This is a genomic window from Azospirillum oryzae (genome assembly GCF_900177515.1).
Taxonomy (GTDB): domain Bacteria; phylum Pseudomonadota; class Alphaproteobacteria; order Azospirillales; family Azospirillaceae; genus Azospirillum; species Azospirillum oryzae_A.
The window spans coordinates 121780-148540 of sequence record NZ_FXAK01000010.1; the positions used below are offsets into that span (position 1 = coordinate 121780).

The 26761-nt window shown below is 68.2% G+C and carries 25 protein-coding genes; 12 read left to right on the forward strand and 13 right to left on the reverse strand.

The window, feature by feature from the left end; translation table 11 throughout:
• Positions 1–191 precede the first annotated feature (191 nt).
• Positions 192–392 (forward strand): heavy-metal-associated domain-containing protein, encoded by a 201-nt coding sequence (locus tag B9N97_RS32385; protein ID WP_085091947.1) that lies wholly within the window; start codon positions 192–194, stop codon positions 390–392.
• A 91-nt stretch (positions 393–483) separates the two neighbouring features.
• Here the strand turns inward: B9N97_RS32385 and hemP are convergent, their stop codons facing one another.
• From hemP to ftsE, 4 genes are all read right to left on the reverse strand, one after another.
• Entirely contained in the window at positions 484–651 is a 168-nt protein-coding gene (hemP, locus tag B9N97_RS32390) for a hemin uptake protein HemP (protein WP_085091948.1), read from the reverse strand.
• Between the two features lie 138 nt (positions 652–789).
• Entirely contained in the window at positions 790–1431 is a 642-nt protein-coding gene (locus B9N97_RS32395; RefSeq protein ID WP_085091949.1) for a YdcF family protein, read from the reverse strand.
• 10 nt (positions 1432–1441) lie between these two features.
• Positions 1442–2335 carry a cell division protein FtsX gene (locus B9N97_RS32400; protein ID WP_085091950.1) on the reverse strand — a complete coding sequence of 298 codons (894 nt, stop codon included), beginning with the start codon at positions 2333–2335 and terminating at the stop codon, positions 1442–1444.
• A gap of 4 nt (positions 2336–2339) precedes the next feature.
• Positions 2340–3065 (reverse strand): cell division ATP-binding protein FtsE, encoded by a 726-nt coding sequence (gene ftsE, locus B9N97_RS32405; RefSeq protein ID WP_085091951.1) that lies wholly within the window; start codon positions 3063–3065, stop codon positions 2340–2342.
• Positions 3066–3212: 147 nt separating this feature from the next.
• Here ftsE and B9N97_RS32410 point away from each other — a divergent pair, with 147 nt between their 5' ends.
• The 4 genes from B9N97_RS32410 (at position 3213) to B9N97_RS32425 (ending at position 7317) form a co-directional block, all read left to right on the forward strand.
• The gene (locus tag B9N97_RS32410) at positions 3213–3995 is read left to right on the forward strand and encodes a lysophospholipid acyltransferase family protein (RefSeq protein WP_085091952.1); all 783 of its coding nucleotides are present in this window, start codon (positions 3213–3215) and stop codon (positions 3993–3995) included.
• A gap of 123 nt (positions 3996–4118) precedes the next feature.
• Positions 4119–5957, forward strand: a complete 1839-nt coding sequence (locus B9N97_RS32415) for a DUF2491 family protein (RefSeq protein ID WP_244561048.1) — start codon at positions 4119–4121, stop codon at positions 5955–5957.
• A 25-nt stretch (positions 5958–5982) separates the two neighbouring features.
• Entirely contained in the window at positions 5983–6408 is a 426-nt protein-coding gene (locus B9N97_RS32420; protein WP_085091954.1) for a DUF350 domain-containing protein, read from the forward strand.
• A gap of 138 nt (positions 6409–6546) precedes the next feature.
• Positions 6547–7317 carry a hypothetical protein gene (locus B9N97_RS32425; protein ID WP_085091955.1) on the forward strand — a complete coding sequence of 257 codons (771 nt, stop codon included), beginning with the start codon at positions 6547–6549 and terminating at the stop codon, positions 7315–7317.
• Between the two features lie 118 nt (positions 7318–7435).
• Here B9N97_RS32425 and B9N97_RS32430 read toward each other — a convergent pair whose 3' ends face one another.
• Together B9N97_RS32430 and B9N97_RS32435 are read right to left on the reverse strand one after the other, a co-directional pair.
• Positions 7436–8152 (reverse strand): hypothetical protein, encoded by a 717-nt coding sequence (locus B9N97_RS32430; protein ID WP_085091956.1) that lies wholly within the window; start codon positions 8150–8152, stop codon positions 7436–7438.
• Between the two features lie 478 nt (positions 8153–8630).
• On the reverse strand, positions 8631–9512 hold the full coding sequence (locus tag B9N97_RS32435; RefSeq protein ID WP_085091957.1) for a LysR substrate-binding domain-containing protein: 882 nt from the start codon (positions 9510–9512) through the stop codon (positions 8631–8633).
• Between the two features lie 105 nt (positions 9513–9617).
• On the opposite strand from B9N97_RS32435, the gene B9N97_RS32440 reads away from it, so the two are divergent.
• Positions 9618–10805, forward strand: coding sequence for a trans-sulfuration enzyme family protein (locus tag B9N97_RS32440; RefSeq protein WP_085091958.1), 1188 nt, complete (start codon positions 9618–9620; stop codon positions 10803–10805).
• Positions 10806–10907: 102 nt separating this feature from the next.
• Here B9N97_RS32440 and B9N97_RS32445 read toward each other — a convergent pair whose 3' ends face one another.
• Both B9N97_RS32445 and B9N97_RS32450 read right to left on the reverse strand, forming a co-directional pair.
• Complete coding sequence (locus B9N97_RS32445) at positions 10908–12308, reverse strand: replication initiation protein (RefSeq protein WP_085091959.1); 1401 nt, start codon at positions 12306–12308, stop codon at positions 10908–10910.
• Between the two features lie 711 nt (positions 12309–13019).
• On the reverse strand, positions 13020–13772 hold the full coding sequence (locus B9N97_RS32450; protein ID WP_085091960.1) for a sulfite exporter TauE/SafE family protein: 753 nt from the start codon (positions 13770–13772) through the stop codon (positions 13020–13022).
• Between the two features lie 116 nt (positions 13773–13888).
• On the opposite strand from B9N97_RS32450, the gene gcvA reads away from it, so the two are divergent.
• From gcvA to B9N97_RS32465, 3 genes are all read left to right on the forward strand, one after another.
• Positions 13889–14776, forward strand: coding sequence for a transcriptional regulator GcvA (gene gcvA, locus B9N97_RS32455; protein ID WP_085091961.1), 888 nt, complete (start codon positions 13889–13891; stop codon positions 14774–14776).
• Positions 14777–14890: 114 nt separating this feature from the next.
• Entirely contained in the window at positions 14891–16102 is a 1212-nt protein-coding gene (locus B9N97_RS32460) for an MFS transporter (RefSeq protein WP_085091962.1), read from the forward strand.
• A 17-nt stretch (positions 16103–16119) separates the two neighbouring features.
• Positions 16120–17088, forward strand: coding sequence for an aldo/keto reductase (locus tag B9N97_RS32465; protein ID WP_085091963.1), 969 nt, complete (start codon positions 16120–16122; stop codon positions 17086–17088).
• Positions 17089–17097: 9 nt separating this feature from the next.
• On the opposite strand, the gene B9N97_RS32470 is transcribed toward B9N97_RS32465, so the two are convergent.
• The 3 genes from B9N97_RS32470 to B9N97_RS32480 form a co-directional block, all read right to left on the reverse strand.
• The gene (locus B9N97_RS32470; protein ID WP_085091964.1) at positions 17098–18468 is read right to left on the reverse strand and encodes a chloride channel protein; all 1371 of its coding nucleotides are present in this window, start codon (positions 18466–18468) and stop codon (positions 17098–17100) included.
• 136 nt (positions 18469–18604) lie between these two features.
• Positions 18605–18802, reverse strand: coding sequence for a hypothetical protein (locus tag B9N97_RS32475; protein WP_244561049.1), 198 nt, complete (start codon positions 18800–18802; stop codon positions 18605–18607).
• Between the two features lie 522 nt (positions 18803–19324).
• The gene (locus tag B9N97_RS32480) at positions 19325–21589 is read right to left on the reverse strand and encodes a right-handed parallel beta-helix repeat-containing protein (RefSeq protein ID WP_085091966.1); all 2265 of its coding nucleotides are present in this window, start codon (positions 21587–21589) and stop codon (positions 19325–19327) included.
• Positions 21590–21996: 407 nt separating this feature from the next.
• Here B9N97_RS32480 and B9N97_RS32485 point away from each other — a divergent pair, with 407 nt between their 5' ends.
• Positions 21997–22482: an acyl-CoA thioesterase gene (locus tag B9N97_RS32485; RefSeq protein WP_244561050.1), complete on the forward strand. Its 486-nt coding sequence runs from the start codon at positions 21997–21999 to the stop codon at positions 22480–22482.
• 144 nt (positions 22483–22626) lie between these two features.
• Positions 22627–23052 (forward strand): Lrp/AsnC family transcriptional regulator, encoded by a 426-nt coding sequence (locus B9N97_RS32490; RefSeq protein WP_085091967.1) that lies wholly within the window; start codon positions 22627–22629, stop codon positions 23050–23052.
• Positions 23053–23099: 47 nt separating this feature from the next.
• On the opposite strand, the gene pyk is transcribed toward B9N97_RS32490, so the two are convergent.
• Together pyk and B9N97_RS32500 are read right to left on the reverse strand one after the other, a co-directional pair.
• Entirely contained in the window at positions 23100–24524 is a 1425-nt protein-coding gene (gene pyk / locus B9N97_RS32495; RefSeq protein ID WP_085091968.1) for a pyruvate kinase, read from the reverse strand.
• Positions 24525–24728: 204 nt separating this feature from the next.
• On the reverse strand, positions 24729–25628 hold the full coding sequence (locus tag B9N97_RS32500; protein ID WP_085091969.1) for a MurR/RpiR family transcriptional regulator: 900 nt from the start codon (positions 25626–25628) through the stop codon (positions 24729–24731).
• 210 nt (positions 25629–25838) lie between these two features.
• On the opposite strand from B9N97_RS32500, the gene B9N97_RS32505 reads away from it, so the two are divergent.
• Positions 25839–26633, forward strand: a complete 795-nt coding sequence (locus B9N97_RS32505) for a transporter substrate-binding domain-containing protein (RefSeq protein ID WP_085091970.1) — start codon at positions 25839–25841, stop codon at positions 26631–26633.
• Positions 26634–26761: the final 128 nt, after the last annotated feature.

The following is a 26761-nucleotide window of genomic DNA, read 5'->3' on the forward strand; positions in this document are numbered from 1 at the left end:
TTCGAGACAAGCGCTCTGCCGTCGGTCTCCAGTTGGAGATTTCGTCTCATTTTTTAGACGGCGCCGGAAGGGTGGGACGATCTCGCCGACAAGCGGTTGAGCGGGCCTATGGAATGCCGCTTGACCTTCCAGTCGCTGGAAGGCGCAGCCTGTCCCAATCAAGCATCACACGCGATCAAGGGAGAAGACCAATGCTGACACTGAAGGTATCCGGAATGACCTGCGGCCACTGCGCCCAGACCGTGACCAAGGCCGTGGAAGCCGTTCCCGCGGTGGACCGTGCGCTGGTCGACCTGAAGGCCGGCCAGGTTTCCGTTGAAGGCAAAGCTGATGAATCCGTCATCCGCCAAGCCATCGAAGATGCCGGCTATGAGGTACAAGGCCGGGCGTGAAACGTCATCACAAAAAAGAAAATGGGCGCCGGACCATGCGGCCGGCGCCCATTCTCGGTGACGTCTTCCCGGAAGGTTCGTTGAAGGTCTTTTATTTGGTCAGAATCAGTTTATTGGCGCGGGTCACGCGCAGGCGGTAGCTCTGCCCGGCGTGCTGGATCACGATCTCGCGGCTGCCCGACATCAGGCGGGCGGATTCGACCACCGGCAGGGACGCGGCGATGAAGGAGGCGGGAGCGGAGACGGCGCTGTCGTGCATGGCGTGTCTTTCTTGCTGGACGGACGTTGCGGTCGGCGGTGTCCGGGCGTGAACCCTGAACCGAACCCTACCTTCGCCCGCCGCCAATTGCAAGTCATTCTCATTCGCTTTTAGGGCGCACCACTCCGATTTCCCTGGTCAGTCCCGGAACAGGCTGCGCACCATCCAGCGCAGGCCCACCACCAGCAGCTTGTTGTATTCATTGACGAGCAGGTTGGCGGTGCCGGGCCACATCCACCAATCGTCGAGATGGACGGTGGGAGCGACGACGGGATGGGGGACCAGTTCCAGGTCGGGCATCGCCATCGACAGTTCCAGCATGCTGCGGCGCATGTGGTAGTTGGCGGTCACCAGCCGCAGCGACCGGAACCCCTGGTCGCGCATCCAATCCGCGGTCTCATAGGCGTTGCCGATGGTGCTGTCGGCGGAATAGCCCAGCGTGATGCAGCATTCCATCTCGGTCGGGGAATGGCGGGAGAGCTTCAGCAACTCCTGCACCTCCACCCCGTCATAGACGCCGGACACAAACAACTTCTTCGCCCGCCCGGCGGCCAGCAGTTCCAGCCCGGTGACCAGCCGGTTGCTGCCGCCGGTCAGCACGACGATGGCGTCGGTCCGCCGTTCGGCATCGGCGCCGGTGGGGGGCGAGCGCGGCACGTCGGCCGCATACCAGAACAGACCGGCCAGCCAGGCGACCGCCAGCACCAGCGCGCCGGTGAACAGATGTCCGACCGCCCGCGCCATCACCCCGCTGCCGCGCTGTCGGTGGATGAGGCTCATCGCACCCCCGTCACGGCATCGACTCCAGCGTGCGCAGCACGGTCCAGCGCGCGGTCGCCAGCGCCAGCAGGGCCAACGCAGCCGGCACCAGCAGCAGAACCACCCATTGCCAGGGCTCCAGCGCCAGATCCGGCAGCAGGCTGGCCCGCAATCCCTGGGATGCGCGGTGCAGCCCATACATGGTGCCGCCGGCCAGCAGCAGACCGATCCCGCCGCCGCGCAGGCTCAAGGACACCACATGCCGTTCGAACTGGCGGGAGACGTAGCAGTCGGTGGCTCCCATCAGGTGCAGCAGTTCCACCACCGGCCGGTGGATGGCAAGGCCTGTGCGCACGGCGAAGACCACCGTCATCACCGCCGCCGCACCGATCAGCAGCAACACGCCAACCGCCGCCAGCCGGATCGCCCCGGCGAATGAGCGCAGGTCGGCCAGCCAAACCGCATGGTCGTCCAGCGTCGCCCCCGGTGCTGCGGAGGTCAGGCGCAGGCGCAGCCCCGCAATGTCGACCGGCCCGTCGGCGACGACATCGATCATCCTTGGCATCGGCAGCAGCGGGTCCGAAGCCCCCGATCCCAGCCAGGGCTCCAGCAGCCGGGCGATCTCGCCGCCGCTCAGCAGGGTGGCGGACCCGATCCCGGGGGTGGAGCGCAGCACGGTCAACGCCGCCTCCGCCCGCTCGTCCAGCGGCGCCACGGGAGCGCCCGGCATCGGCGCCACCTGCACGGTCAGGCCGCCGGCCAGCCCGTTGTCCCAGCGTTGCGCCATGTCCGACACCAGCATGGCGCCGGCCAGCGCCAGCGCCGCCAGGAAGGCCATCAGCGCGGTGATCCAGCCGAGAAAGCGCGAGGACGGATCGACCGCCAGCGGCAGGTCGGAACGGGGACGCACGGGACGAAGCGCCATGCCGCTACTCCCACCTTGCATCGTTGGCCCGCGCGTCCTGCGCCCGGCCCTCATTCGCCCGGCTGCCGCGCGAGGGAACGACCATCAGCCGGCCATTGTCGAGATGCAGGCGCGGATGGTCGAAACGGCGGATCAGCGCCTCGTTGTGGGTGGCGATCACCACGGTGGTCCCCAGCTTGTACAGTTCCTCGAACAGATAGAGCAGCCGCATGCCGATGCCGTCGTCGACGTTGCCGGTGGGCTCGTCGGCCAGCAGCAGCCGCGGCCGGTTGATCACCGACCGGGCGATGGCGACCCGCTGCTTCTGCCCGCCCGACAGGGTCGACGGCTTGGCGTGCAGGTGGTTGCCCAGCCCCACCCAGCGCAGGATCTCGCTGCAATGGGCGACCACGTCGGCTTCCGGCGTGCCGGCCATGCGCAGCGGCAGCGCGACATTGTCCAGTGCCGACAGATGGTCGAGCAGAGCGAAATCCTGGAACACCACGCCGATCTGGCGGCGGAGTTCCGGCAGGTCGCGGCGGGTCACCATCGCCATGTCACGGCCGAACAGGGTGACCAGCCCGCGCGAGGGCCGGTGGGCGAGATACATCAGCTTCAGCAGCGACGATTTGCCCGCGCCGCTGGCGCCGGTCAGGAAATGGAAGGATCCGGGCTGAAGGGTAAAGCTGATGTCGCGCAGCACCTCCGCCTCGGTGCCGTACCGCAAGCCGACATTCTCGAAACGAATCACGGTCCCACCACAGCTCGTCAACCCCTCCGCGCCGGGGACAATGCACCCGGCGGGGGGCGGAGTCCACCCCGCCCCGCAACCTTCGAAGATGTCCCGGACCACGCGGAATACTTGAGAAGTCGGCGAAGACCTGACAAGTTGCCGGCCATGATCTGGATCCGGTCCCTCGCCTTCAACATCGCGTTCCATCTCTGGACCGCGCTGATGTGCTTCGCCCTGCTGTGGATGCTGCTGCTGCCGCGGCCGCAGATGGTGGCGGTCGTGGTGTGGTATCTGCGCACGGTCGGCTGGCTTGAGCGCACGCTCGTCGGCATCCGCTACGAGGTGCGCGGGCGCGAGAACCTGCCCGACGGTCCCTTCCTGCTGGCGGCCAAGCACCAGTCGGCCTGGGAGACGATGAAGCTCCACCTGCTGGTGAAGGATCCCGCGATCATCCTGAAGCGCGAGCTGATGTGGATCCCGATCTGGGGTTGGTACGCCGCCAAGGCGAAGATGATCCCGGTCGACCGCGGCGCCGGCGGGGCGGCGATCAAGTCGCTGATCCGCAACTCCCGCCCGGTGCGGGACGAGGGTCGCCCGATCGTGATCTTCCCGCAGGGCACCCGCGTCGCGCCGGGCACCTACCGGCCCTACCGCATCGGCGTCGGCGTGCTGTACGACAGCCTGGGCATTCCCATCGTGCCGATGGCGCTGAATGCCGGGCTCTATTGGCCGCGCCACAGCTTCCTGAAGTATCCCGGCACGGTGGTGGTGGAGTTCCTGCCGCCGATCATGCCCGGAACGCCGCGCGCCGAGGCGATGCGCGACCTGGAGGAGCGGCTGGAGGCCGCGAGCGACCGTCTCGTCACCGCCGCCGGCGGCCCGCCGACCCTGCGCCCGCCGCAGCCGGAACCGGAACGGGACAAGCGGACGGTGACCGCCGTCTCCTGACGGGCACCATAAGAGCCGACCACGACGGTTATCCTTGAGCACGGCGGCGTATCTGCCTAGGCTCGCGCAACGAATCGCCGGAAGGGCCGGTTGAACCGGCTCCGGATGACGCGCGAGAGGAAGATGACGCAAACCGAGAAGCCCCAAAGGCCCACCCGGCGTCAGGACCGCTGGACGAAACGGTGGCGCGCCGCCGCCGTCGCCCTTCTGATGACGGTGCAGCCGCTGTCGGTCCCCGTCGGCGCGATCCTTACCGCTCCTGTTGCCCCCGCTCCGCTTGCCATCGCCGCCACCGTTGCAGCCATCACCCTGGCGCCGGGAGAGGCCGAAGCCCGCGCCGGCTCCAGAAGCCGGTCGTCCGGCGGTTATTCGCGACCGTCCCGTACCCCGTCCATCGGCGGCGGCAGCGGCGGCTATTCCCGCCCGTCCGCGCCGCGAACGCCTTCCACCGGAAGCGGCGGCGGCTGGTTCTCCGGCGGGCCGTCCAGTTCCAGCGGCGGCTATGCCCGGCCGGGCAACAGCGCCCCGCCGGTCGCCGCGCCGCCCAGCTCGGCCGGTGACCGGACCTTCAGCCAGCAGGGTTCGGCGGATGCGCTGAACCGCTACCGCACCCGGCAGGAGAACGACCGCACGCCGCCGGCCCAGCCGGGCGCGCCGCCGCCCGCCGCCTCGACCCAAGGCCGCAGCAGCGGGTCCAGCGGCTCGGGCTGGGGGTGGGGCTGGGGATCGGGCGGCTCCTCCTACCGCACCCCGTCGACACGGCCGGCGCCGGCCAACCGCTATGGCGGCTACGGCTGGAGCCCGCCGCCCTACGCCTACAGCGCCCCCCGCCGCTTCGGCATCTGGGACGGGCTGTTCCTGTGGTTCATGCTCGACACGCTGACCCGGCCGGGACATGCCGCCTTCTTCCACAACAATGCCGAAGACCCCGGCTATCGCGAGTGGCGGCAGGAGGCCGACCGGCTGGCCAGCGACAATGCGGAACTGCGCGCCAAGCTGGACCAGCTCGACCAGCAGATGGCCGCCCAGGCCGGAACCCCGCGCGAGGCCGGTCAGCTGCCGCCCGACGTGCCGGCGGAACTGGCCCGCGCCGACTCGTCCAGTTCGGTGGACAGCGCCAGCGCGGCGCAGGCCCCAGGCGATGTCGGTGGCGGATCCGGCGGGCACGGCTTCTGGTGGTGGGGCTTCCTGCTGCTCGGCATCGCGGTGCTGTTCCTGCTGTGGCGGGCGCGGCGCCGGATGGAGTCGCCGCCAAAATCGGGTCCAGTCGCCAACAGCCCTGTATCCAAGGGAGGATCGGACGTGCCCCTGTTCGGAACGCTCGGCAATTACGTCAACCAGAAGCTCAGCGGCAAGGCCTACAGCCCGTCGCTGTTCCGGCTGGGCATGACCGTCACCATCGACCCCACCCCCTTCCTGCTGGCGGAGGGCGCCACCAAGGTCAAGGCGCCGGACACCGGCACCGACCGGCTGGTGTCGATCGAGGCGGTCGGCACAGTCACCTCCGGCCCGGCGACCGTCTATCGCCTGCATCTGCCGGGGGGCGGCTTCTTCCAGATCCACCTCGGCCCCGACGGGCAGCCGGACGAGTGCCGCTATTTCACGCCCATCGACAGCGTCACCCCATCCGACGAGGGCGAGTGGGGGTTCTGGCTGGACGATGCGGAGGGGATGATCGGCTGGCCGGAATTCCAGACCAAGGACGGCAAGCTCTATCCCCGCGTCTGGCAGCCGGGGGCCAGCCGGATCCAGCCCTTCACCCTCAGCGAGGCGCGCCAGACCCTGCGCGGGACCGAGACGGTGACCAGCCAGTCGATGCTGTACGGCGCGCCGACCAACGCCGCGTCCCCGGCGCCCGCCACCGAATATATCCTGGTGGAGGCGGTGGAGCGGTCCGGCCGCGCGTCGGTCGAGATCGCCGCCGGCATCGACGTGAACCCCGCTTCCCTCTCCCTGTCCTAACCCACACGACAAGAGTGCCGGCCCCATGGAAAGCACCTTCGGTTCCATCCTGACCGCGCTCGGCACCGGCCTTCCGGTGCTGCTGGTCCAGCTCGCCACCGCGCTGGCGCTGCTGGTGGCGGGCGTCGCCGTCTACACCCGCATCACCCCCTTCGACGAGCGCCGGCTGGTGGCGGAAGGCAATGCCGCCGGCGGCCTGACGCTGGCCGGGTCCATCGTGGCGCTGGCCATCCCGCTGGCGGCGACGCTGGCGACCAGCGCCTTCGTGCTGGACATCCTGCTGTGGGGCGTGGTGGCGCTGATCCTGCAACTGGTCGCCTTCGCCGTGGCGACCCTGCTGATCCGCGACCTGCGCGGCCAGATCGAATCGGGCAACGTCGCGTCGGCCGCGGCGCTGGTCGGGGTCCAGCTGGGGGTGGCGCTGATCAACGCCGCCGCCATGGCGGGATAAAGGGGAGACAGCTCTCCCCCGAGAGGTAAGGATGGGGTCTGGTTCCGGGATCGCCCCCTCCCCATCTGTGCAGGCGAAGCGTCCGTCGCCCCGGTGCGGGGGGCGCCTCCAACAACCCTCCTTCGACAGGAATCAGCCATGCTTGCCTTCATCCGCAACCTTATGGGTGTCAAGACCGACCAGGCCGTCCAGGGCGCCATGGAGGCGCTGGTGCGCTGGGATCCGAAGTCCGCGACCGAGGCGGAGCTGCGGACCATGGAGCAGCATCTGGACCAGCTTGGCCGGCAGGTGGCGGAGGCCCGCGCCATCCATGACCGCGAGCAGCGCGAGGCCGACGAGATCAAGGCGCTGTCGAACCAGCGCATGGCCGCCGCCGAGCATCTGCAGCGCCAGATCGAGGCCGAGACCGACCCGACCCGCAAGGCCGGCCTGGAGAAGAGCCTGGAGACCGTCGTCGCCATGCTGGAGGAGATGGCTCCGGAGATCGACCGCGAGGTCCGCGATGCGGTCGAGGCGCGCGAGTTCCTGGAGATGCTGGAAAAGAACTATGCCGACGCCGGCGCCAAGCTGAAGGCCGCCCGCGCCGAACTGACCCGCGCCCAGCGCGACATGGGCCGCGCCGACCAGCAGCGCGCCATGGCCGAACGTCAGGCCGAAGCCGCCCGTCAGGCCGCCGGCCTCGCCGGCGCGACCAGCGGCCTGACCGTCGCGCTGAAGGCGATGCAGGACACCGCCGCCAAGGATCTGGCCGCGGCGGAGGCCGCCAACGCCAAGGCCAAGCTGCTGCGCCCGTCGGCCCCTGAGAAGGAAGACCCCAACATCGCCGCCGCGCTCGCCGCCGCGTCGGGCAAGACCGCGCCGACCAGCCTGTCCGACCGTCTGGCGGCGCTGAAGGCCAAGCAGGGCTGAGGGTGACGGGATCGGCGGGGGAGACTCCGCCGATCCTTACCGCTTGGGGGCCTTTGGGGGGATGGAACAGCGTGGAACGGTTTCCGGCTGCTGTTCCATGTCCGCTGGCCCGCATGCCTCACAGACGGCCGAAGGCGGCCTTTCCGCCCCGACGCTCCTGCACCGAGCCGAGGTTGGGATAGGGATCGTCGGGGTTGAGCGTCCAGGGATAGACGCCCTTCGGCCCGGTCGATTCCGGGCGGGCCAGGATGGCGGCGACGGCGCGCGGATCGGGCGGGGTGCGCTCACGGATCGCGCCGGGGATGTCGTCGTCATCGTCCAGTTCGGGGACGATCTCGACAGACGGGTCTTCCGACCGCTGCGGGGCGGCGAAGTCGGCCGGCTGCCGGGTTTGCGGCTGTTGGGCCGCCTGTTGGGCAGAGGGGGCTCCGAGACCGTCGAGAAGACCGAGCCGGTCGGCCAGCCAGCGGACGGTCGACGGATCGCCGGCCGAGACCAGCCGTTCGATCTGCTCCGCCACCAGGGCGCGGAGAGAGGAGAGCCGGAGTTCGGCCTCGCGGTTCAGCGCCTGCCGTTCCCACCACACCCTGTGACGGAAGTCCTTCGATCCGTAATAGGCGCGCCAGAGAGTCGTCCGGCTGCAACCCATGGCGCGGGAGACGCTGAGAAAGCTGCTGCCACGGGCCAGCATGCCGGCGGCCATGACCCATTGCTCCTCATGAAACTGCGAACCGGGAACCAGCGAGCCTTCGGACGGCACCGGCGGTTCCTCGGCCCAGCAGGGGAAACGGTCGCCAAGAGCGTTGGGGGTCAGGGTACGGCTGTCGAGGGGCATGGGGTGGCTCCGCAAGGGGGTGGGGCTGTTTCGCGGAGAGGGTATAGGAAAATTGTCCCTTTATAGGGAGTTTTGTGCAAAATCCGCAGGGATCAAGAGGTTAAGGTCGGCGCCCCGCCGGGATCAGGGGGCGATGGGACGGAAGTGCTCAGATTGTCCGGGATGTGAAAACGCGCTCGGAACATGTGCTCCTACACCCCATAGTGCCGGCTTGTCATAACAGCCACCACGCCATCGCTTTCCAAGGCAAGGACGTTCAACCAGCGCAACGCCATCCCGGTTACCGATGCGACAGCATGGATTGGTGCAAACCTCACCATGCCCCGTAGCGTGCGGCCGCCTGGCGGCAGCACGACCGTTGCGGGCTGGAAAGCCTCCACCTTTTTACGAACGGCGGCTATCCGATCCGCAATCCGTCGGACAGGGTAACCGAGAATGGATGTTTGCGGCCGTTCGGCCCCTCCCGAGAGGGGAGACCTCAATCCGTTGAAAACGCCATCAACTCCGCGATGCAGTCGGCGACAATGCGAGATGGACGACGGTTCGGTGGCAGAAGGAGCAGAGTGCGTGATCGAATTTCCGGCTCGAACGCACAGACGACCAGGCCTCGACCGAGATAGGGTTCGGCAGTCAGTGGATTGACCAGACCGCACCCGATGCCAGCCTGCACCATCGCACATACGGTCATCGAGTAGGGCGTCTCCAGCACGATTTTCGGCATCACGCCATGGGCGGCCAGCACCCCATCCAGCCGGCGGCGCGCGGTGTCCTCGGGAGCGAGGGCGATGAATGGCGTGCCGTGTAGATCGGCAGGATGCAGAACTTTGCGTTGCGCAAGCAGGTGGTCGGCCGGAACCGCGATCACGAGACGCTGCTGCATGAAAAGCGTCGCATCCACTCCGGTGACGTCGATCTCGTCGGCCGCCAGCCCGACATCGAACTGGCCGGAAGTGATCAGGTCCTTCACCACCGAGGACATACGCGCTTGCACTGTGATCGACACGTCGGGATGCCGCACTTGGAAGGCACGCAATGCCTTCGGCAGAATGGTGGTGCTGACCGCCGAATGGCAGGCGACCCGGATTTCCCCCGAGCCGAAGTCACGGATGCGCGCTGCGGCGGCGCGCAGATGGATCAGACCGGCAAAGGATGAGGCCACTTCCTGGAAGAACAGCCGCGCCTCCTCCGTCGGGAGCATGCGCCCTTTGGCGCGGTGGAACAGCGCGAAGCCGATTTCCCGCTCCAACTCCTGGAGCGCCTTGCTGACGGCGGGTTGCGAAATGCGCAGCACCTCGGCCGCGCGCGAAGCGGTGCCGTTGGTCATCACCGCGTGGAACACCTCGACCTGCCGCAGGTTCATGATGGTCTCTCTATAACCTGTGGGAATAGACTAGCTTGAAATCCATATTGGACGAAATAGGGCTGGTGGCGTCATATCGGGGGAGTCAGTCAAAGGACGCCTCCCATGAAAGATCTCACCCAATGCGTGGTGAATCCTTCGGTTGCCGCCGAAGGGTTCGATAGCCTCACCGTGCCCGTCCATCGTGGATCGACAATCGTATTCGCCAACGCCGAAGATTACGCGGCACGCGGCGAACGCGGGCATACCGGCTATACCTACGGCCTTTACGGCACCCCAACGACCCGGACGCTGGAAGCCAAGCTGACGGCGCTTGAAAACGGCGCCTGGACTTTCCTTCTGCCGTCAGGGCAGGCAGCCAACAGCTTTGCCGTGCTGCCCTTCCTGCAGGCGGGCGACAGGATGTTGATCGCCGACACCTCCTATCCACCGATGCGCGACTTCGCCGATCACGATCTGGTCAGATTCGGCATCGAGGTCGACTATTACGACCCGACCTCCGTCGCCGACCTGGAGCGGCGGATCGACGGACGCACCAAGGTCGTCTGGTGCGAATCCCCCGGCTCCACCACCATGGAGGTCCAGGACCTGCCGGCCATCGCGGCGGTGGCGCACCGCCATGGCGCCCTGGTCGGCTGCGACAACAGCTGGGCCACCCCGCTGAACTTCAAGCCTCTGGACCATGGCGCCGATCTGGTGACCGAAGCGCTGACGAAGTACGTCAGCGGCCATTCCGATCTGCTGATGGGGTCGCTCACCGTGCGGAACGAGGCCCTGATCACGCCGATCCGCAGCGCTCTCGGCCGCTACGGGATCGGTGTTTCGCCCGATGACGCCTCGCTGGTGCTGCGGGGAATGGAGACACTGGGCGTGCGGATGCGGCAGGCGTCAGACGGGGCGATGGCGCTGGCCGAACGGTTGGCCGGCCACCCGCTGGTGGAGAAGGTTCTGTATCCGGCACTCCCCGACTCTCCCGGCCATGCAGTGTGGAAGCGTGATTTCCTCGGGGCCAGCGGCGTCTTCAGCGTCGTGTTCACGCCCGCGGCGACGCCGCACGTCCCGCCGGCCCTCGACATGTTGCGCACCTTCGCCATCGGCGCCTCCTGGGGCGGGACCCGTAGCCTGATGGCGCCGATGCCCGTGAAGCGCAACCGCACCGCCCGCCCCTGGACCGGTGAGGACCTGATCCTGCGCATCAGCGTCGGGCTGGAGGATCCGTCCGACTTGCAGGACGACATCACCGCCTTCCTCGACGACGTCGCCGGACGGACGGCCAAGGCGGCGACCGCCTGACGGCGGCGGACGCAAACACCCCCCGACAACGGCAGAGGTGCAGCCGGGTGTTCGTCGGATCGGAAACGGGAAACGATGTAGCCCCTGAAGGCGCCCCAATCCTTACGCCTCGGGGGAGGCCGCCTTCGCCGCCTTCGGCTTGCGCGCCGCCACCTCGAAGGCCACGTCCTCGATCATTCCGGCGGTGAGGGACGACAGGGCCGATTTCAGGCTCGGCCAGTGGTTCATGCGGGCGGTGTCGGCGACGGCGGCGTTCCTGGCCTTCAGGACGAGGCGGCGGCCGCCCTGGGGGGCTTCCTCCACCCGTTCCGGCTCCAGTTCGGCCAGCAGCGGGGCGGGGACCTTGCCCTTCAGGGCGTGCAGGACGGCGGCCCACAGGGCGGTCACGTCGTCGGCGTCGGGCAGCGGGCCGAGGTCGGCGAGGCCGGATTCTACGGGATCGGCGGGGGCGACGGTGTCGACCTTGCCGATGCGGCGGGCGCGGCGGCCGGCGCTGTGGCGTTCGCGCTCCAGATAGGTCTCGGCCGCCTCCTCCTCGTCCTTGGCGAGGAATTCCAGGGTCACCGCCTCGATCTTGCGGCCTTTCCGCTTCATCTTGTCTTCCGGCATGCTGACGCGGAAGGGGGCGAGCTGGTTCACCTCGGCGATGGCGCGGTCGATGGTGCGGGTGCGCAGGATGCCGAAATCCTTGTAGGCGCCCTCCGGCACGTTCATCAGCTTGCGCAGCGTGTCGATGTCCAGCTCCAGCGACGGATAGTCCATCTGGTAGCGCTGCATGCCGATCTCGTAGAGCTTCAGCGCGTAGGTGCTGGTGACCTTGACCATCGCCGGGCCGGACAGCTTGGCCCACAGCTGCGACGAGCGCTGGATTTCCAGGAAGGCGTCGGTGAACTGGAAATGGATGTCGGCGGCGTCGCTGTCCTCCTCCTCCTCCGGCCGGACATAGCTGGAGAGGATGCGCAGCTCGGCGCGCGACCGGCGGCCACGGAAGGGGCCGATGACCACGAGGCTGGAGTCGAAAATCTCCTTCAGCGCGTCGAAGATCCGCTCGTTGCCCTTGTGGTTGCCGCGCACCACGCGCTTGGGCAGGCGGTAGAGCTTGTTGGCGAAGTTCTGGCTGCCGGCCAGATGGATCATGAAATTCAGCATCTTCTGCGCCGGCAGCGACAGGCGCGTGCCGTTGGCGGGATAGCTGTAGACCGCCTCCGCCGCCTTGATCAGATGCTTGTAGCCGTCGCGCTCGAAGGTGGCGCTGGCGACGCGGGCGGTCAGGCCGGCGACCGGAGCGGCGGATTCGGGGCCGACCGCCGGCAGGGTGGTGGCGGCACCGTCGCCGTCGATCACGGCGCCGCCGGCCAGATCCTCCGGACCCAGCACGACGAGATTCGGGGCGGCGGTCTTCGCCGTGTTGACCGTGTTCGCCTTGACGGGCGCAGCCGCGTCCGACGGGACGGACTCCTCCGTCACCGCACCGCGCGCCTTCCTGCGCCCCGTACCCGCCATCGCCTTCCTCCCGCGAAATCGAGCGAGGCTAAATCAATCCTTACCCCAAAAACAAGTAAGGAAAGGGTCGCGCCGAAGAATCCCGATCATCCTTACATCCTGGGGGCGGAACCCTTACGCCCCGGGGGGTGTGCGACTCGCCCCCACCCGGTAAGGCTATTTCCCCCACCCTGTAAGGAAGATTCGATGCGACTCGCGGACTCTCCTGGAGATTCGCGCCGACGAATCTTCTTAAAAGGGAAAGGGAGAGGCAAGCGCACGCCAAGTGCCGGATCTGCCGAGGCTTCCGATGTGCGAATCTCGGCCGGACAGGCCGGTCGGGAGGCCTTCATGTCGCGAATCGCAGCGACTCGAGTCTGCGGAGCGGTGTTATCGGGCATGCTCTATCCTTACTGCCTGGGGGCGTTCAGGCATTTTTGCTGTTCGGGGGTCGGTGGACAACCGCAATCCTTACGGCTTGGGGGCGCCCAATGCCGGATCCAGGCCCCCGAGAGGTAAGGATGGCGGGAGTCTGCGGAGTTGCGGGTCAGATTCTGGGGCGGATCAGGAGTCTCAAGGGCTTACCCGCCCCCGGGATGTAAGGAAGCCCGCCCCCAAGCCGTAAGGATTGGAGAGGCGGGCTTTGCAGCGGCTCCGGGGCGGGATCCGGCCCCCAGGGAGTAAGGATGGAAATGGAGGAACAGGTTAGTAGATTGATTTAAAATGTTTTTCTTAATGGGCTGCCAGCAGGAACAGCCCCTGGCCGAGATAGACGCCGGCGGTTCCCATCACCAGATAACGGCTCCACAGGCGGAACTGGGCGTCGCTCATGCGGTCCAGGACGCGGCGGGAGAGATTCGTGCCGAGCAGGGCCATGGCGATCGACATCAGGATCACCGTCAGTTCCACCGTCTCATCGGCATTGCCGGCCACCAGCGGGGCGAAGTAAGCGATCTTGACCAGATGGCCGACCGACTGGATGGCGGCCTTGGTGGCGACCACGCTCTGACGGGTCATGGCGCTGCGGATGAAGAAGGCATCAAGCAGGGGGCCGGAGATTCCGGCGACCAGCTGGATGCCCATGCAGAGGAAGCCGCCCAGCACGCCGTGCAGCGGCTTCTGCGCGTTCAGCGCCCAGCGGGCGGGGATGGCCAGCGCCAGGAAGGGGGTCAGCCCCAGAATCAGCAGCGACACCGCACGGTCGGGCACGGCGCCGACCAGGGCGAACAGCAGGCCGGCGACGGAGCCGCCCAGCGCGAATCGCAGGATGATCGGCCAGACCACATGGCGCCGCCACAGCCACGCCCGCCAGCCGTTGGAGGCGAACTGGGTCACGCCATGCAGCAGCATCGCCGACGGCACCGGCAGCAGGATCAGCAGCAGGCCCATCAGCACCATGCCGCCGGCCATGCCGAACAGGCCCGACAGAAACGAGGTCACGAGAACGGTGAGGCCAAGCCCCACCATCAGCGGAAGCGTCAGCATGTTCTGCCTGGATGTCGGAGATGATGGGGAAAATTCGCACGCGCGCGATTGCGCCGCAAACGGCATTGTTCGATGCTGAGGCCCAGGAAATGTTGGGGTGAAGTAAGGATGGACGCATGCGCCGACTGCCCTCGCTGAACGGCCTGCGCGCGTTCGAGGCGGCGGCCCGCCACGGCAGCTTCACCGCGGCGGCGGCGGAGCTGCATGTCTCGCAGGCGGCGATCAGCCGGATGGTGAAGCTGCTGGAGGAGCGGCTGGGCTTCGCCCTGTTCGACCGGCGGGCCAACGCGCTGGTGCTGACCGAACGCGGCCGGGCGCTGCAGCCGACGCTGACCGACGCCTTCGACGGCATCGCCCGGCGGGTGGAGCAGGTGTCGGCGATGCGGGCGGGGCCGGTGCTGACGGTGGGGATGGGGGCGACGGTGGCGGTGCGCTGGCTGATCCCGCGCCTGTCGAGTTTCCATCTCGCCCATCCGGAGATCGAGGTGCGGATCGCCACCGGCGGGGCGGGGGCGCCGATGAACGACGACTGGACCTGCGCCGTCCTGCTGGGCGACGGGCAATGGCCGGGCTATGAGGCGGAGCGGCTGTTCTCCTCCAGCCTGCAGCCGGTCTGCGCGCCGCGGCTGGCGGCGGAGTTGCGCAAGCCGGCGGATCTGGCCGGCGCCACCCTGCTGCATGTGTCCCATTGGGGGGAGGACTGGCCGCGCTGGCTGGATGCCGCCGGGGTGGCGGAGCCGTCGGCGCCTTCGGGAATAAGGGGGCTGTCCTTCGGCAGCTATGCCATGACCCTGCAGGCGGCCATCGACGGCGTCGGGGTGGCGCTGGCGCCGAGGCTCTACATCCTGGACGACATCGCCGCCGGGCGGCTCGCCACGCCGTTCGGGCTGGCGGTGCCGATGGTCCATTCCTGGTATCTGGTCTGTCGCGCCTCCCGCCGCGAGGATGGGGGCTTCACGCCTTTCCGCGACTGGCTCTATGCGGTGTGCGCTGAAGTGGAATAGGTGGCGCATGGCCGGGTGGCGCAATTGACCGATGCGCGGGCCGCAGGTGCCGACATAGGCTGCGCGCTGTTTTGTGCCCGTTCCAAGCAGTCACGACCCTTACAGGACCGCGCGATGCCGCCCACCGCTGTTCCGCATTCCACGGAAGACATTGCCCACCCTGCCCTGTCCCGCTCGCTCGTCGTGCTGATGGCGCTGGCCTGCGGGGTGGTGGTCGCCAACATCTATTATGCCCAGCCGCTGGTCGGGCTGATCGGGCCGGCGGTCGGGCTGTCGCCGGAGACCGCCAGCCTCGTCGTCACCCTGACCCAGATCGGCTATGGCGCCGGGCTGGTGCTGCTGGTGCCGCTGGGCGATCTGCTGGAGAACCGGCGGCTGGTGGTGGTCACCCTGTGCAGCACGGTGGTGGCCCTGCTGGTGGCGGCGGTCGCCCCCACCGCCTCGCTGTTCCTGACGGCGGCCTTCCTGATCGGCGTCACCTCCGTCGCCGTGCAGATGCTGGTGCCGCTGGCCGCCCACATGGCGCCGGAGGCCTCGCGCGGGCAGGTGGTGGGCAATGTGATGAGCGGGCTGCTGCTGGGCATCCTGCTGGCCCGGCCGGTGTCGAGCCTGATCGCCGACAGCCTGGGCTGGCGCGCGGTGTTCGGTCTGTCGGCGGTGGTGATGGTCGGCTTCGCCCTGCTGCTGTGGCGGGTGCTGCCGCAGCGGCGGCCCAAGGGGCAGTCCAGCTATGGCGCGCTGCTCGGCTCGCTGGGGCGGCTCTTGGTGCGGACGCCGGTGCTGCAGCGGCGGACCTTCTACCAGACCATGATGTTCGCCGCCTTCAGCCTCTACTGGACCTCCGTCCCGCTGCTGCTGATGGGGGCGCCCTTCCATCTCAGCCAGCGGGGAATCGCGCTGTTCGCCCTGTCCGGGGCGGCGGGCGCGCTGGTGGCCCCCATTGCCGGGCGGATCGCCGACCGCGGCTGGACCCGGCCGGCCACCGGCTTCGCGCTGGCGATGGCGGCCTTGTCCTTCTTCGTCGCACGGGCGGGAGAGGGCTCCATCGCGCTGCTGGTGCTGGCCGGGCTGCTGCTCGACATGGGCGTGCAGATGAACATGGTGCTGGGGCAGCGCGCCATCTATTCGCTGGGAGCGGAGACTCGCAGCCGGATGAACGCCATCTATATGGCGATCTTCTTCCTGGGCGGCGCTGCGGGCTCGGCGCTGGCCGGCTACGCCTTCGCCGTCGGCGGGTGGGAGCCGGTGACCTGGATCGGCTTCGCCTTTCCCGCCTTGGGCCTGCTGTTCTACCTGACCGAATTCCGTGGGCGGCACGCCGCCTGACTTAAGGAGACGACGCAATGGATCAACGCCAGCCCAATCAACGTCCTTTGGGCCGGAGCGGCCTGACGGTGTCGCCGCTCTGCTTCGGCGGCAACGTGTTCGGCTGGACCGCCGACGAGGCCACCTCCTTCCGGCTGCTCGACGCCTTCGTCGATGCCGGCTTCAACTTCGTCGACACCGCCGACGTCTATTCGGCCTGGGCGCCCGGCAACTCCGGCGGCGAGTCGGAGACGATCATCGGCAAATGGATGAAGAGCCGCGGCAACCGCGACCGCATCGTCCTGGCGACCAAGGTCGGGTCGGAGATGGGGCCTGGCAGGAAAGGGCTGTCGCCCGCCTGGATCCGGACGGCGGTGGAGGATTCGCTGAAGCGGCTCCAGACCGACCGCATCGACCTCTACCAGTCCCATTGGGACGATCCCGCGACCCCGTTCGAGGACACGCTGGGCGCCTACAAGGAGCTGATCGACCAGGGCAAGGTCCGCGCCATCGGCGCCTCCAACCTGTCGGCGCCCCGCCTGCGCGAGGCGCTGGAGGTCAGCGCCCGCACCGGCCTGCCCCGCTACGAGACCCTGCAGCCGGAATACAACCTCTACAGCCGCGAGGGCTACGAGGCGGAACTGGAGGGGATTTGCCGGGAGAACGGGCTGGGCGTCATCACCTACTATTCGCTGGCCGCCGGCTTCCTGACCGGCAAGTACCGCTCGGCCGAGGATGCCGGCAAGAGTGCGCGCGGCGGCGGGGTGGTGTCGAAATATCTGAACGAGCGCGGCCGGGCGATCCTGGCCGCTCTGGACGAGGTCGCCGGACGGCATGGGGCGACGCCGGGCCAAGTGGCGCTCGCCTGGCTGATCGCGCGGCCCGGCCTGACGGCGCCGATCGCGAGCGCGTCGAAGCCGGAGCAGATGGGCGACCTGATCGCCGCCGCCGCTCTGCGGCTGGATGCCGAGGACATCGGGCGGCTGGATCGGGCCAGCGCTTATTGAGGCAATCGGTCAGGGAGTGGGAATCGCCGATGCTTTGGGCGGGGCCGGCTTGCCGGCCGCGTCCGTCTTCAGCACCGCCAGGAAGGCGTCAGCCATGGCGTGATAGACCGAGTGCGGGCAGACCAGCCGCGACAGGGTGGTGGCGAGCGCGGCGCTCAGCATCAGCGGCAGCAGCATCTCGGGCGAGGCGCTCATCTCCATCACGATGACGACGGCGGTCAGCGGCGCCTGCACCACGCCGGCGAAATAGGCCACCATCGACAACAGCACCACGGCGCCCAGCGGGCTGTCCGGCAGCAGTCCGCCGACGATCGAGCCGATGCCCGCCCCCACCGACAGGGAGGGGGAGAAGATGCCGCCGGGAATGCCGCAGATGCCGGACAGCACGGTCGCCAGCAGCTTGGCCGGGGCATAGTACCAGGGCAGCGTCTCCACCCCGTCGAGCACGGCGCGCGCCTGCTCGTAGCCGGTGCCGAAGGTCAGGCCGCCGGTGGCGGCGCCGACCGCCGCCAGGGCAAGGCCGCAGACCAGCGCGACCAGCAGCGGGTGGCGGCCGATCCGCCCGCCCAGGCCGCAGCGGATCCAGCGCGTCAGCCACAGCAGCAGGGAACTGAACCCGCCGCCGGCCAGACCGCCGACGACGCCGGTCGCCAGAACCGCCTCCCAGTCGTGCCAGTTGGCCGAGGCGGCGGTGTGGCCGAAATAGGCGTAGTTGCCGAGCAGGCCGACGGCGACCAGACCGGCCGCCACCACCGCGATCAGCACGAGGCTGCTGGTCCGCTTTTCGAAGCTGCGGGCCATCTCCTCGATGGCGAAGACGATGCCGGCCAGCGGCGTGTTGAAGGCCGCGGCGACGCCGGCCGCCCCGCCGGCGAGGATCAGTCCAGGCTCCCGCCCCAGCCCGGCGAGGGAACCGGCCAGCAGCATGATCGAGGCGCCGACCTGCACCGTCGGCCCCTCGCGTCCGATGGAGGCGCCGCAGGCCAGCCCGACCAGGGTCAGCAGGATCTTCCCCACGGCGATGCGCGGCGACAGCAGCCGGCGCTTGGCCGCCGGATCCTGGACATGGCGGGCGGCGATGGCCTGGGGGATGCCGCTGCCCTGCGATCCCGGCACGACCTTCAACGCCACCCAGGCCGAAAAAGCCAGCCCGAGCGGGGTCAGCAGGAAGGGCAGCCAGGGCGATGCCGACTCCGCCAGCCGGAACAGCTGCTGGGCATAATCCGCAGCGACGGCGAACAGCACGGCGACCAGCCCGACCGCACCGGCACCGGACCAGAACAGCAGGCGCCGCCGCCAGTTTCTGGGAGACATCCAGACATGGCGGGGCCGGCGCAGCCGGTTGGGCAGCGGGTGGTGCGGGCGATTGGCAGAAGGCATCGAATGGGGCCGGAAGCAGGGGAAAAGGACGGATGAAACGGCAGAGGGCCGAGTTTAGGTCCGTTTTTTTCCGCAGGTCCAGCCACGCTCGCGCAGATCTGGCCCGAAGGGGCCGTTCATACGCGAAAAACCGGCTTTAGCGACGGGCGGTGCTGCCCGAATGGGGCTGGTGGGGACGGGGGGAGCGGCCGCGCGACGCGATGGCGGCACCCTGCAGGGTGCGCTGGCTGCGGCGCGCCTGGGCCTGTTCGACCTCGCGCCGGAAGTTGGGGCCGAGAGCCTCGTAGGCGGCCTTCAGTTCGGGGTCCTTCATCCAGAATTCCTGGCGATCCATGGTTTCCTCTTGAATTGGCTGGCCGCCGGCCGAATGCCGGGCAGACCTGCGGCATGCCGCCCTTAGCGGAAAATGCGCCATGGGCGGGTCATCCGATGTGTTTCACGGGACGACGCCCACGTTCCTTTTGGAAAGGAAGGGGCGGCATGACGACTGACAGGTTGGGGTGGCTGGTCTTCACTTCAAGATACGCCCGGTGTCGGACCGGGCGACTTTTCGAAAGCCATAACGCCTTGTTCACCCCAAGGTTCCAGCCGGGCCTCCCCTGGCCGCAGGTTCTAGGACCGGCGGCCGGGGTAAAATCCCCCTCTCCCCCGCTCTCGCGCAAACTTCGTTTGCGCTGACGCGACAGGCGGGGAGAGGGTCGGGGTGAGGGGGATGCACAAGGTGGATGTGGTGGAGAATGGGGACTGCGCGATGCTTGAAAATCCTCGCCGCGCGACCCCCTCACCCTAACCCTCTCCCCGGGGGGGAGAGGGGATATGTCCCAGGGGGAGAGGGGATCCCGTCGTGGAGAGCGGGTTACGCGTGCAGCAAACCGATGTCGCCGTAGGCGATGTGGTCGAAGCCGTGGGCGTAGACCGGCGAGTTCGACGACAGGCTGAAGTCGTCCGCGGACGGATTGACGAAACCCGGGTTCAGCATCATCGAACCCTTGTCGTAGCCGGCGGCCTGCCAGTTCGACAGGGTGCCCCAGGCGCCGCTCGACATCACCTGCGGCCAGGCGTCGAACTCCTTCGCGGCGGTGTCGAGGCTGCTGTAGAAGTTGTTGTGCAGGTTGCCGACATTGGCCGGGCCGTAGATGTGGACGGCGGTGCCCTCGCGGACGTCGATGACGTTGCCCGAGATGTCGTTGCCGCTCATCGTGTGGCCCTTCCAGCCGCTCCAGGCGACGTCCTGCTGCAGGCCGATCTGGGCGCCGCTGTTGCCGGCGATCACGTTCTCGGTGACCGTGTTGTTCCAGCCGCCATGCAGGAACACGCCGCCGATGTTGTCGTGGACGACGTTGCCCTTCACCGTGGTGCCGCTGGTCCAGTCGTCGAGATAGATGCCCCAGCTCGCCACCTGCCCGGTCGGGTTGGTCGCGGTGGTGCCGGACACGTCGTTGTTGATGACGGTGTGATTGGCCAGATCCTGCTGGCGGTTGATCAGGTAGATGCCGCCGCCGTCGTTGGACTCCAGGTTGGCGTTGATCACCTTGTTGAAGGAGATGGTCACGCGATAGGCGGCGTCGCTGCCGTCGGTCTGGACCGAGCCCACCGCGATGGCCTTCTCCGGCGAGTTTTCGATCTGGTTGTGGGTGACCTTCACGTCGGAGCTGCCGTTGACCCAGATGCCGGCGTCGCCGCGGTCGGCGGCGTTCGGGTGCCGGATCAGGTTGTCGGAGACCAGCGTGGCGTTGGAGCCGGCCTTGACGAAGATCGACTCGGCGCCGGTGTTGTCGAACTGGTTGCCGGTGACCTTGCTGTTGGCGCTGTTCTGCACCGTGATGCCGTAGCCGCCGCCCTTCACGACATTGTTGGCGAAGGTCAGGCCGGCGGCGTTGTCGGCGAAGACGTAATGGCCGCTGGTGACGCCGTCGGCGAAGGTCAGGCCTTCGATGGTGACGTTCTTGGCGCCGCCGAGGCCGAAGGACACCGACGCCGAAGAGCTGCCGTGGATCACCGCCTTCTCATTGCCGTAGCCGGCGAAGGTGACGCCGGAATCCTGGGCGTTCAGCCACACCCCGTTCTGATGGTAGTCGCCGCCGCGGATGTAGGTGGTGTCGATGTTCGGATCGGCGCGCATCGCCGCCTGCGCCTTGGCGAGGCTGGCGAAGGGACCGTCGGTGCCGGCGGCGTTGGGGGCGGCCAGCTTGCCCGACCAGCTGTCCTTGCCGTTGGTGGCGACGTAGAAGGCCGGGCCGGTGGGGGCCGGGTTGGTGGGCGTCGGCGTGGTCGGAGTCGGGGTGGTCGGCGTAGGGGTGTTGGTGGTGCCGGCCGGGAAGTCGGAGGCCGGGGCGTTCAGCACCAGCGTGCCGTTCCACCACATCCCCTTCTGGCCGGCCACCACGTCCTTGCCGTCGAGCGCGCCCTTGTCATAGGTGACGGCGCTGCTGGTGGAGGCGTAGCTGTGGCCGTTGATGGAGATGCTGTTGACGGTCAGGCTGCGGTCCTGGCCGTTGACCATGGCGTCGTTGTCGTACTGGATCTGCACCTTGTGCGCGACATTGTCGGCGGCATCGGTGGTGAAGGTGAAGTTCTTGGCGGTGGTGCCGGCGGTCGCCTCGCCGATCTGCTTGCCGTCGACCAGCACCTTGAAGTGGGCGTTGACGCCGCCCGCCGCGGTGCCCGACGCGTTCACGACGATGGTGTCCTTGCCCGCCGTGGCGGCCGGCGCCGGGGTGGGGGTGGCGGCGGGGAAATAGCTCTTGTCGGCGTTCACCACCAGCGTGCCGTTCCACCACATGTTCGACTGGCCGGCGGCGACGTCGCGGCCGTCGAGCGCGCCCTTGTCGTAGCTGACGATGCCGGCGGTCGGCGCGATCGTCTTGCCGCCGATGCTGATGCTGTTGACGGTCAGGCTGCGGTCCTGGCCGTTGACGACGGCATCGTTGTCGTACCGGATCTGCACCTTGTGCGCGGTGTCGGCGGTCAGCACGGGCGTGAAGACGAAGTCCTTCGCCGTCGTGCCGGCGGTACCCTCACCCACCTTCTGGCCGTCGACCAGCAGAGTGAAATGGGCGTTCACGCCGGCGGCGGCCTTGCCGAGCGCGTTGACGACGATCTTGGTGGAGGTGGTGGCCATCGGTTCGGTGTCCTCGCCTGATGTGCCCCGGGGCAGTGCCGTGCCCCTGGGGTCTGATGTCCGTTTTGGGCCTGAACCCGGATGCCGGCGGAGGATGGCGAGGAGCGGCGGGATCTTTGTGTGATGTTTTCGCTTAAAAGCGCCGAATCTGCGACAAATTGTGGCTAATCCTGCCGTGGGCCGATTCGCACGATGGTCGTGATTGCAGTGCAGCATTTCCGCAACAGCGAGCCGTGCGAAAATTGCGGCTTTCCCCTATTCCTGCAGGAAGCCGTTGAACGAAAGGTGCTTTTCCCGGATTGTTTGGAATAGCCACAACTGTCTGCCGCCGGAACGAGACGCGGTGACCGCGAGGCTCCGGACCCCCATATGTCCGGATGCCGAGCGGAACGAGGATTGACTGAGAGATGCACGAGTACAGCGAGCGGCCGCGCCGCGCCGTCGATGACCCCAGCCACCGGCCGTTGCCGCCGGGCTGCTTCCGGGTGCAGCGGCCCATTCGCTTTTCCCATTGCGACCCGGCCGGCATCGTCTATTTCCCGGTCTATTTCGACATGTTCAACGGCGCGGTGGAGGACTGGTTCACCCAGGGGCTGGACATCGACTATGCGACGATGATCCTGCAGCGGCGGCTGGGCCTGCCGATCGTGCATGCCGAATGCGATTTCGTCATCCCCAGCCGCATGGGCGACACGCTGACGCTGGGCGTCCTGCTGGAACGGCTGGGCCGCAGCTCCCTTAGGCTGCGGATCAACGGCGAGCATGAGGGGCAGGTCCGGCTGTCGGGCAGCCTGACGGTGGTCACCACCTCGCTGGACGATTTCGCCGCGGTGCCGATCCCCGACGACATCCGCGCCGCCATGCAGCGCTATCAGGCGGGTTGCGAGGTATAAGGGGGGCGGCTTGCACTTATCCCCCTCTTCCCCCCGGGGAGAGGGGGATGCACTGCGTGGCCATCCCGAGAATCCTCGCTATGCTCCCCCCTCACCCTAACCCTCTCCCCGGGGGAGAGAGGGGATTCTGTGCGACGGACCTCCATGGACGACATCGACCGCCGGCTGATCGATCTGTTGACGGTGAACGCGCGCACCAGCACGGCGGCGCTGGGCCGGGCGCTGGGGCTGTCGCGGTCGACCGTGCAGGACCGGATCGCCCGGCTGGAGCGGCAGGGGGTGATCGCCGGCTATACCGTGAAGCTGGGCGACCCGGCGCCGCGCCGGGGCGTGTCGGCGCTGGTGATGATCAGCGTGAATGCCCGGCTGGCCGACCGCGCCGTCCATGCCCTGCGCAAGATGCCGGAGGTGATCCGGCTGCACAGCATCAGCGGACAGTATGACCTGTGCGCCACCGTCGGCACCGAGACGCATGACGCGATGGACGCCGCGCTGGACAGCATCGGCCGGCTGCCCGGCGTGGAACGGACGATGTCGTCCATCGTGCTGTCGACCAAGATGGAACGGTAGGCGACTCTCCCCCGACCGATAAGGAACGGGGGAGAGTCGCCCTGCCCTCACGCCTTGCCGTCCATGTGGATGACGCGCAGGTTGTTGGTGGTGCCGGCCTGGGCGAAGGGGATGCCGGCGACGACGACCATGGTGCCGGTCCGGCCGGCGAACTCCTCCGCCCGCGCGGTGGAGATGGCGCGGTCGACCATCTCCTCGTAGGTGCGGATGTCGTCGGACAGCACGCTGTGGGCACCCCACAGCAGGCAGAGCCGGCGCGACACCGCCCGGTCCGGGGTGATCGCCAGGATCGGCACCTCCGGCCGCTTGCGGGCGATGCGCGCCGCGGTGGTGCCGCTGGAGGTGAAGGCGACGATGGCCGAGGAATGCAGGCTGTTGGCCAGATCGGCGGCGGCGGCGGCCACGGCGTGGGGCGGGCTGTGCTCCTCGCCCGGATGGGTCGCCTGGATCAGCGAGTGATAGAGCTTGTGCTGCTCGGTGGAGCGGATGATGCGGTCCATCATGGTGACCGCCTCGACCGGATATTGGCCGGACGCCGATTCGGCCGACAGCATCACCGCGTCGGCGCCGTCATAGATGGCGGTCGCCACGTCCGACGCCTCGGCCCGCGTCGGGGTCGGGGCGGAGACCATCGAGTCGAGCATCTGGGTGGCGACGATCACCGGCTTCACCGCCAGACGGCAGGCACGCACCAGCTCCTTCTGGCGGCCGGGCACATCCTCGTGCGGGATTTCGACGCCGAGGTCGCCGCGCGCCACCATCACCGCGTCGGACAGGCGGATGATGTCGTCGATCCGCTCCAGCGCCTGCGGCTTCTCGATCTTCGCCATGATGCCGGCGCGGTCGCCGATCAGGCCGCGGCCTTCCAGGATGTCGCCCGGCTTCTGCACGAAGGACATGGCGACCCAGTCGACCCCCAGCTCCAGCCCGAAGGCGAGGTCGGCGCGGTCCTTTTCGGTCAGGGGCGACAGGTCCAGGATGGTGCCCGGCAGGTTGACGCCCTTGCGGTTGGAGATGGTGCCGCCGACGACGACGCGGGCCTCGATCCAGTCGTCGCCCAGCTCGGTCACCTCGACGCGGACGCGGCCGTCGTCGATCAGCAGATGGTGGCCCGGCATGATGGCGGCGAAGATTTCCGGGTGCGGCAGCGGGATGGAGCGCTTGTCGCCCTCGCTGCCATGCAGCACGAAGCGGATCTGCTCGCCGGTGGCGACGGCGAGCTTGCCGTCACGGATGGTGCCGACGCGGATCTTCGGACCCTGGAGATCCTGCAGGATGCCGATGGGGCGGCCGACCTCCGCCTCCAGCTCGCGGATGGCGCGGTGGACCTTGGCGTGGTCGTCGTGGGTGCCATGGCTGAAGTTCAGCCGGAAGGTGTCGACACCGGCCAGGAACAGGGTCTTCAGCATCTCGGGCGAGTTGCTGGCCGGTCCGACGGTGGCGACGATCTTGGCGCGGCGATGACGGCGCATGTGGTTCCGGCCGCGGGGGCCGTCCTCTGTTGGCTGGGCCGTCCGGTGCGCCGACGGGACGGCGGCCACCTTGGAGGGACGGCGGGGTGACTGGTCCGCAAGGAAACGGCCGGGGCGGGCAACCGGTTGGGGGAGCCCGTCGACTGTTCGCGTGCCTGAACAAGGTGTCGCCATCCCGGCCGGAAAGCAAGGCGGCTGGCGGGGTCAGAGTTCTTCCAACCGCTCGTGCAGGTCCTCGATGGCGCGGATGCGGGCGCGGCCGGCGGCGCCGGTCAGGAGGATCAGTTCGGCGGCAAGCGCATGGATCACCGCCAGGGCGGCGACATGGGTGTCGAGGGCGGCCAGGCTGCGCGTCTCGCAGCGGAAGGTCAGCGGCGGCGGCGGGGCTTCCAGGGCGGAGTGGCTGTCGGCGATCAGGATGGTCGGAATCGCGCGCTCCCGCACCGTCTGCAGCAGGCGGACGATGGCTGGCGGGCGGCGGCGGATGCCGACCAGGAACAGCAGGTCGCCGGGCCCCCGATCTCCAGGATTAAGATCGGCCAGCGTCTCCGCCATCGTCTCGCCGGAGGCCGCCAGCTGGTGCACCTCGCCGCGGACCTGGATGAACTGCCAGCGGGCATAGCCGGCCAGGAAGGCGCTGTTGCGCGCGCCGCAGACCCAGATCCGCCGGGCGTCGGCAAGCGCGCGGGCGGCCTGGGCCAGCAGCGCCGGGTCGGTCTGGCGGGCGGTGGCGGCCAACGCCTCCGCGCTGCGCTGGAAATGCGCTTCCAGGGGGGCGGGATCGCTGTCGGAGGCCGGGCCGCCGGGGGGCAGCAGGAACAGGGGCGAGCCCCAGTCGCCGCCGCGCCGGGCGGCCAGACGGGCCTCCTCGAAGCCGGCATAGCCGAGGCGGCGGACCAGACGCGACACCGTCATCTTCGACACCCCGGCCCGCCCCGCCAGCTCGGTCGCCGAATAGCCCGACAGCTCGCCCGGACAGGCGAGGATGACGTCGGCGAGTTGCCGCTCCAGCGGGCTGAGATCGCCGTAGCGGTCGCGGATGCGCGCGGTCAGGGATGGCTCGGCGCCGTCGGTCGGGGGGGTGAATGGCTTTGCCTGTTTCATAGGCTGATCGCCTCGCGGTTCCGGCATTTGCATAAAAAATCAGCTTTTGGAGTGCGACTTATGCGGCGTTACAGACGTAACGGATTTTGGCTGTGGCGGGATATTCGTAACATTTCCGTGCTTTGGCTCACATCGGAATTCATAGGACGGAAGTGGCACGCCGATTGAAAAGGAGGGGGTCATCGTCCTTCGCTCTGGAGATCAGGTGCCATGCGGTTCGCAAAGATTCTGGGTGCTCTCGGCCTTGCAACGGCGGTTCTGGCCGGGGGGCTTGCCCCGACCCATGCAAAAGCCGACGCGCTTGAGCGCATCGCCAAGGAAAAGGTGCTGCGCGTCGCCGTTCCGCAGGACTTCCCGCCCTTCGGCTCGGTCGGCACCGACCTGAAGCCGGTCGGCTACGACATCGACGCCGCCACCCTGATCGCCAAGGAAATGGGCGCCAAGGTGGAGCTGGTGCCGGTGACCAGCACCAACCGCATCCCCTACCTGACCACCGGCAAGGTCGATCTGGTGATCTCCAGCCTGGGCAAGAATGCGGAGCGCGAGAAGGTCATCGACTTCTCCACCGCCTACGCCCCCTTCTACAACGGCGTCTTCGGCCCCGACGACATCAAGGCGGAGAAGCCGGAGGATCTGGACGGCAAGACCGTCGGCGTCACCCGCGGCTCGGTCGAGGACATCGAGCTGTCGAAGATCGTGTCGGACAAGGTCACCGTCCGCCGCTACGAGGACAACAACGGCACCATCTCCGCCTTCCTGTCGGGACAGGTGCAGCTGGTCGCCACCGGCAACGTCGTCGCCGCCGCCATCTTCGAGCGCAACCCGCCGCGCCTGCCGATCATGAAGTTCCTGATCAAGAACTCCCCCTGCTATGTCGGGCTGAACAAGAACGAAGGGCCGCTGATGGAGAAGGTCAACGCCATCATCGCCAAGGCGAAGGATGACGGATCGCTGAACGCCATCGCCAAGAAGTGGCTGCACGCGCCGCTGCCGAAGGATTTGTGATCGGCATTTTGCCCCCTCCCTAACCCTCCCCCACCTTCGGTGGGAGAGGGGACTGCCGCCGCGCTCCCGCAAAGCTCCTGCCCCCTCTCCCTCGAAGAGGGGGAGGGATGGGGAGGGGGCACCCACCT